Here is a 6,000-nt window from a genome sequence, read left to right as displayed (position 1 = left end):
GATATCGCTGTAGTTCTTCAGCGAACAAATGAAACTCATCTTGAATCGATAGATTCATACAAAAACGCCATCCTTTCTCTATATTTCTACAAAAAGAATAACGCTTTCTATGAATTATGGGTATAAAATCATCTTGGGTTAATAGTAATGTCATGCTCCCCCTCTATAAACAAAGACGAAGTCTTAAAGCAGACTCCGTCTTTTCGGCGTACAATGAATTAGAACTGTTATTAGTAATTGACTAAAATTTAACTTTGTAACATAACTTTCCATTTCCTGTAAAAATAAATCAATTGAAAGAGCACTATAACAACAGAAACAAAAGTAATAAGCAAAAAAGTAGTTAATTCTAGTTGTACAGAAGATAATATAAATAAAGCTAAAGCAACTAAAGGGATTGAAAAAACGGAATTATAAAAACGTTTTTTATGTATTGAATTATACTTTCTAGTTTCACACATATTATTAACCACTAATGAATCACCTCAATATTTTTAATTATGTGTAAGTTTATTGTAAAGATGGAAAAGTAATGCATATATATATTATCATACAATCCCTTTATTCGTCTAAAACTTCTGATTATTTAAATGTTGCAAGGATATTAAATTCTCTTTATTGATACCTAAAGTTATTTAAAATGATATATTTGGCTCTGTTACAAAGATTCTCAAAGACCGATAAACTCTAGAGAAAAGTCATGAGGAGAATACTTCGTAAGATATTATTTTGGTTATTTTTGGTTTGATAACTGAAAATTAAAACTCTACAGATGAGAAAGATTGGTGATTTGCCAACCTTTCTTGTTTACTATCAATCAATTAAAAAAAAAAATTTCGTTTAGGGGTTACTTTAAAATCTTAAGTTGATGGGCATGGGGCGGGACCCCTAATATGGATATATTTTAAAAGGGTTAAGCTATAGCTCCTTATTACTATTGATATGATTTCATAGTATATTACCATCTATTTTAAAATATTGATTATATTGTGCTATAGTCCCTTATTACCTTCTGATATGTATATAGCAAAAAAGTCAAGATTCCAATTCTTTACTTTTTCGCTATAATTAGATTGATATATATGCAGACTAATTGTTTGCTATAGTTCCTTATCACTTCTTGATATTATATGATATTTCACCACTGATGGCCTCTAAAATAACATTTTTTAGGGATCTCCATTTATGTATAAAAGCACTAACTTTATATACTTAACATATAACATGTGTAACTTTTGAGTAAGTTTGATAATTCGCCTTTAACTATTAGTTCTATAATAGGAGTGGATCTTATGGAAGGAAAAACATTGATAAAATATATTTTTTACTTTTTTTCTTATTTACTTGTTTATATACCCTCATTTCCAGTTATAGTTGTTCTTGGTATGGCTGGCGCTTCTCCCGATGTAGAACATACTATACTAGAATGGATAATTACGATTTTTGAGATATCTGTTACAATTTTAGGTGCTTGGTTTTTTAACTTTATTTTCAAAAACATAATAGGAATTAAGCAGAATACAAAATTCACCTGGACTATCTTTATTCTTCATTTAATTCTTATTCCTTTGACATGGAGACTTCTTCTTTATTATTAGATTATCAATCTTTTTTATTAATAAAACTATATTTCAAATCCTGATTATTTAATCGTGTACTTGCATACTAAAAAAATAAATCCCTTTGTTTGTCTTAAACAAATATTCTTCATAACAGCATGCATAATAGCCTCCTGGATCTAATTTAATCCAATAAACCTCATCTGGTTCTTGTTTGAATACATTTAATAACCGCTCTATTATATATTCCTTCGAAGTCAATCCATTTAAATCATATCCGTACGGTATTTTCCCAAACCAAGAAGACTCTCCATTAGGATATTGGCAAATTAGAAATTCTTTTTTCCATTCTTTCAAGTGTATGAGTTCTAATGTGTCATTACTAGTAGCGTATGTCGCCTTTTTGTCAAGTTCAAAAATATTATCCTTTTTATTTTCTGACATAATACTAAGCTCATAATAATTACTTACATATTCGTCTGCATTTATTTCAGCAAAATCGCTTAAGATTTTATTAATTGTATTCATTTTTCACTCCTTTTAAATGTTGTTTTAAAATCAAGTTTGATTAAAAACCTCTTACCAACTCACATTATATGACTCACAAAAAAAATCGATTTAAAAAAAAGATTGATTAAAACCAACTCTTTCCTTAGGATTGCGTGAACAGTTTTTATAAAAAAGTTTGTTCATTTTCTATTTATGTTCCTATACAATTACGCCCGTTTATGCAGTTGGGATTTATTTGATATTCGTACTTTTTAAACTTTATATGTAGGCCCAGTACCAGCATTACCTTGACTCTAATTACAGCAACGCTGGTACTGGGCCATGTGTGAATCATCTTCCATGTTCACTTTTTTTAATCACGTTAAATTCACCTGATTTATCTACGCTAAACAAAACATAACTCTCCTTGCCAAAATCCATACCTGAAGAGCTACTTGGTTGCAATACTATATTGTAAATGCCTTCTGTTAAAACATTACCTCTATGAAAATCATTCATAATGCTAAGGATATCTGGTATATTTCCCTTGTTTTTTTCTACACTATAATAATAATTAAAGTTCACTACTCCCATATGATAAGAATTGATTTTAGATTCATTCATTTTTAAAGTTTTAATTAATTTTTTCGTATCTAATTGTTGGGTTTGTTTAAACTTTGCAAGCAATTCTTTTTCCTGTTGTTCATCGATAGTAAAGTTTAAATAGTAATAGAAATTTTGTTTCTCCTTATCAAATGCGTCATTTGATTCACTTGATAAGTTATATTTTTTAATAATTTCATTTGATTGTTTTATAACTTCACTATGTTGTTGGACATAAGCGCCTTTAAATATATCTAAGAAGACATACTTATCATCATCTTCATCTATCTTATAAGAATTTCGGTCAACAGTTACATACGTAGTGGTATAATATGGTTTTTTTATTTCTATATAAGTTTGAATACCTGTTCCTCCAAGTCGGTTATCATGTGCAGAGAGTATTTTAAAATCCCCATCTTTTATCCCATACTGTTCTTTTAAGTTATCTCCTACTGGTTTATGGATTTGTATTTTTGTAAAAATATCAGTAAATAAATATAGTAATATTCCGCTAAATCCTAATATAAATAGAGTTGCTATTACTTTTTTCACTCTCAGTACACCTGCCTCCTATAACAAATAATACTTTCAACATTGCATATATTATCTAATCACAATTTATATAGATTCATCCTATTTTTTTGTTTTAGAATAGATATTGTTCTAATTTTTGGTTTGGAATACATTTTGATTAGAGCTTACGGAGTTTTATCCAATGATGCAAAACGGTACAACTTTTATAAACAGTACAACTTAATTCACAACTCTATACTCTTTCAAACGATACGACTTTCATTTGAAAATATAATAATTAGAACTATCATAACCATCTATCGTTTAAGAGTTACATGGTTATGTTAGTTATTAAAAAACTATTACATATTATTTTTGATATACAATTATTTTATAAGTTCGATGATGTTATTACTATTTTGAATTTCCTCTGACGTTAGCCAGCGTGAATAACTTGTTCTATCCTTGTTGGATATAAATATATCAAATTTCTCGTTATGTAGTTCTTCTTTAAAAATCGTGACCACCTTTGTCAGATCCTCCATTACATCGGGATCATTTTTATACTCCATAGAACTGTCATTAAAAACTATCGTAGCTTCATATTTTGGACATTTCCCTTCCTTCGGATGTGCACAAGTAATATCTTTAATTACAAAGCGGTCATTTGGAATTTCTTTTAATCTTTCAAAGACTTTTGTTTGTTTTTCAATCATATATGTCCAATAACTGCTTACTGTGTCTTTCATTGTTAGTAGAAGTTCTTCTTTCGTTATATCCTTTTGCACATTTTCGAAAGGAAGACCAAGCGATTTACCATTATGATCCTCAATTTCAAGCTCTGTTATCTTTCTATTACTCTTTTGAATGAGTTGGAATAGTGTATGTAAACGATCTAATTCTATTGTTTCAAATTGACTATAATCGATTTCCTTACTCGTTTTTAAGGTTAATAACAACTCATCTGTTGGTTTTCCTGCTGCATTGTTATAATCTACTATATATTGCAGAACATTTTTATTTTCAGATTCCTCGTAACCTAACTTTTTCATTTCTTCAAGAACAGGTTTGAATTTCTTATATTCCTCGTATGTGTTTTTCCCATATTCATATTCATCACCTTGTATTGTGGAATAGAAGATGCCATTTACCTCTACTCGAAATTGAATATTTTTATTATCTTTTGCCTGAACAGTATGATACGTATGTCCCATATTTCCTTCATCTATCCCTCCCCAATCTGTTACAACAACATCGAACCCATATTTCTCTTTTATATATTTTTTCACCTGATTTTCATTTTCATAATTGCATCCACTCAAACATAAGAAACATAACACTAACAACCATATATTTTTCATTCTTTTCATATAATCCCTCATACCCCTTCCTTACATAAGAAACGTTCCTTGCTGGAATACAGTATAAATATTAAAGTAAAGCAATCTTTTGAATAGCGTACTTCATTCGTTCAATTAGAAAGAACTCACTCATTAAAACAAGTATTCAAAACAACCCTTTTCACTATAAAATGCCCCTATAGATATAAAAATCCAAAGGGGCAAGACATGATGTCTTTGTTTTAACACCGATACTTTATTTCAAAGTTTCATTTAATTTGTATACCCAATAAGTTATTATAAATACTACTGTATTTTCCCCTATTTATGTCTATTTCCCTTAAGAGTATTCACTACATTAAGTGAAAATATTAATCCGAATGTACAAAATAAAAATGGATGTATCCATGTTCTAAAATTAACAAGACTAATAATAAGCATGATAATACAAATCATAGCTCCTATAGTATCTATGCTGAAAAACAGTTTGTTTTTATAGTTTTCACAAAAATCCCCTTCTAAAGTTCACAAACATTTGTAATTTTCTATATAATAATACCATACAATTATGTTCCAAACCATAATTTAACATTTCATAACCCCTATTCGATCAGATTGGAGATCCCATTTTTTACAACGTCATATCTTTCTTTAAACATAGTGGGTTCCGTTACAAAGTTTTCGAAACTCGAGTACACTTTGGAAAAAGATGAACGGGAGCATAACAAATGGAATAATTTAAAGGAAAACAGTTCAAGAAAGATATTTTTTTGGTAGCTGTCGGCTACTACTGTCGTTTTCCCTTAAGCTATCGTGATGTCTCTGAAATTTCGAAAGAACGTGGTGTTTCGGTTCACCCAACAACGATCATACGATGGATTCATCAATATAGAAATTTGATCTACCAAATTTGGAAAAATAAATCTGTACATTTTTCTTGGCATTTAGATGAGACTTATATCAAAGTCAAAGAAGAGTGGTGTTATCTTTATCATGCAATTGAACAGGCTCATCGGCATGTAAAACGTCGGTTTACTAGATCCTCTGGATTTCAAAGCCTTCATCATGCTTCACGTACCATCAAAGGAATCGAAACCATTCATGCCCTATATAAACAAAAACGAAGTTCAACGAATTACAACAATTACTAACGATTGCATAAAATCCATCTGTAATCATCCCAACTTTTTATCTGGTAAAAAACTTTGCAACAGAACCTTTTGATTTGTTTATTTTAACTACATAACAACAAGTTTTTTTGAGTTTATTATTAAACACCTTTATTTTCACCGGACACTATTAGTAAATCTTTTTGTTTATACTTCTTCAATTATTGTATTTTTTGACCTTTGTTCTTCCCCCATTTTAAGGCTTGAGGTTTCATAAGAGTTTCTAGTGCTAATTCTTGTGCTTCATCTCGTTCTTTCTCTAGCTGCAACACCTTTTCTTCTAGTCTTTTAATTCGCTTAGTCTTTTTGAAGAACATAGTATCAGCC

6 protein-coding genes are annotated in these 6,000 nt (G+C 29.4%); 2 read left to right on the top strand and 4 right to left on the bottom strand.

All coding sequences use genetic code 11. The features are described from left to right. Window positions 1–1,292: 1,292 nt before the first annotated feature. Window positions 1,293–1,598 carry a hypothetical protein gene (locus JDS81_RS28205; RefSeq protein ID WP_000398640.1) on the top strand — a complete coding sequence of 102 codons (306 nt, stop codon included), beginning with the start codon at window positions 1,293–1,295 and terminating at the stop codon, window positions 1,596–1,598. A gap of 48 nt (window positions 1,599–1,646) precedes the next feature. On the opposite strand, the gene JDS81_RS28200 is transcribed toward JDS81_RS28205, so the two are convergent. The 3 genes from JDS81_RS28200 to JDS81_RS28190 form a co-directional block, all read right to left on the bottom strand. Next, a complete protein-coding gene (locus JDS81_RS28200; RefSeq protein WP_097954944.1) occupies window positions 1,647–2,087 on the bottom strand; it encodes a hypothetical protein in 441 nt (146 codons plus the stop codon). Window positions 2,088–2,399: 312 nt separating this feature from the next. Next, on the bottom strand, window positions 2,400–3,203 hold the full coding sequence (locus JDS81_RS28195) for a hypothetical protein (protein ID WP_097954943.1): 804 nt from the start codon (window positions 3,201–3,203) through the stop codon (window positions 2,400–2,402). A 347-nt stretch (window positions 3,204–3,550) separates the two neighbouring features. Further along, a complete protein-coding gene (locus JDS81_RS28190; protein WP_199688661.1) occupies window positions 3,551–4,534 on the bottom strand; it encodes a hypothetical protein in 984 nt (327 codons plus the stop codon). Window positions 4,535–5,268: 734 nt separating this feature from the next. On the opposite strand from JDS81_RS28190, the gene JDS81_RS28185 reads away from it, so the two are divergent. Continuing rightward, window positions 5,269–5,655 carry a DDE-type integrase/transposase/recombinase gene (locus JDS81_RS28185; RefSeq protein WP_252199199.1) on the top strand — a complete coding sequence of 129 codons (387 nt, stop codon included), beginning with the start codon at window positions 5,269–5,271 and terminating at the stop codon, window positions 5,653–5,655. A gap of 179 nt (window positions 5,656–5,834) precedes the next feature. On the opposite strand, the gene JDS81_RS28180 is transcribed toward JDS81_RS28185, so the two are convergent. Next, the gene (locus JDS81_RS28180) at window positions 5,835–5,990 is read right to left on the bottom strand and encodes a hypothetical protein (protein ID WP_179864528.1); all 156 of its coding nucleotides are present in this window, start codon (window positions 5,988–5,990) and stop codon (window positions 5,835–5,837) included. Between the last annotated feature and the right edge of the window lie 10 nt (window positions 5,991–6,000).

The organism is Bacillus cereus group sp. N31, assembly GCF_016483245.1.
Classification (GTDB): Bacteria; Bacillota; Bacilli; order Bacillales; family Bacillaceae_G; genus Bacillus_A; species Bacillus_A toyonensis.
The sequence above is the reverse complement of the archived record's forward strand: the minus strand, read 5'-3'. Positions and strand labels throughout refer to the sequence as shown.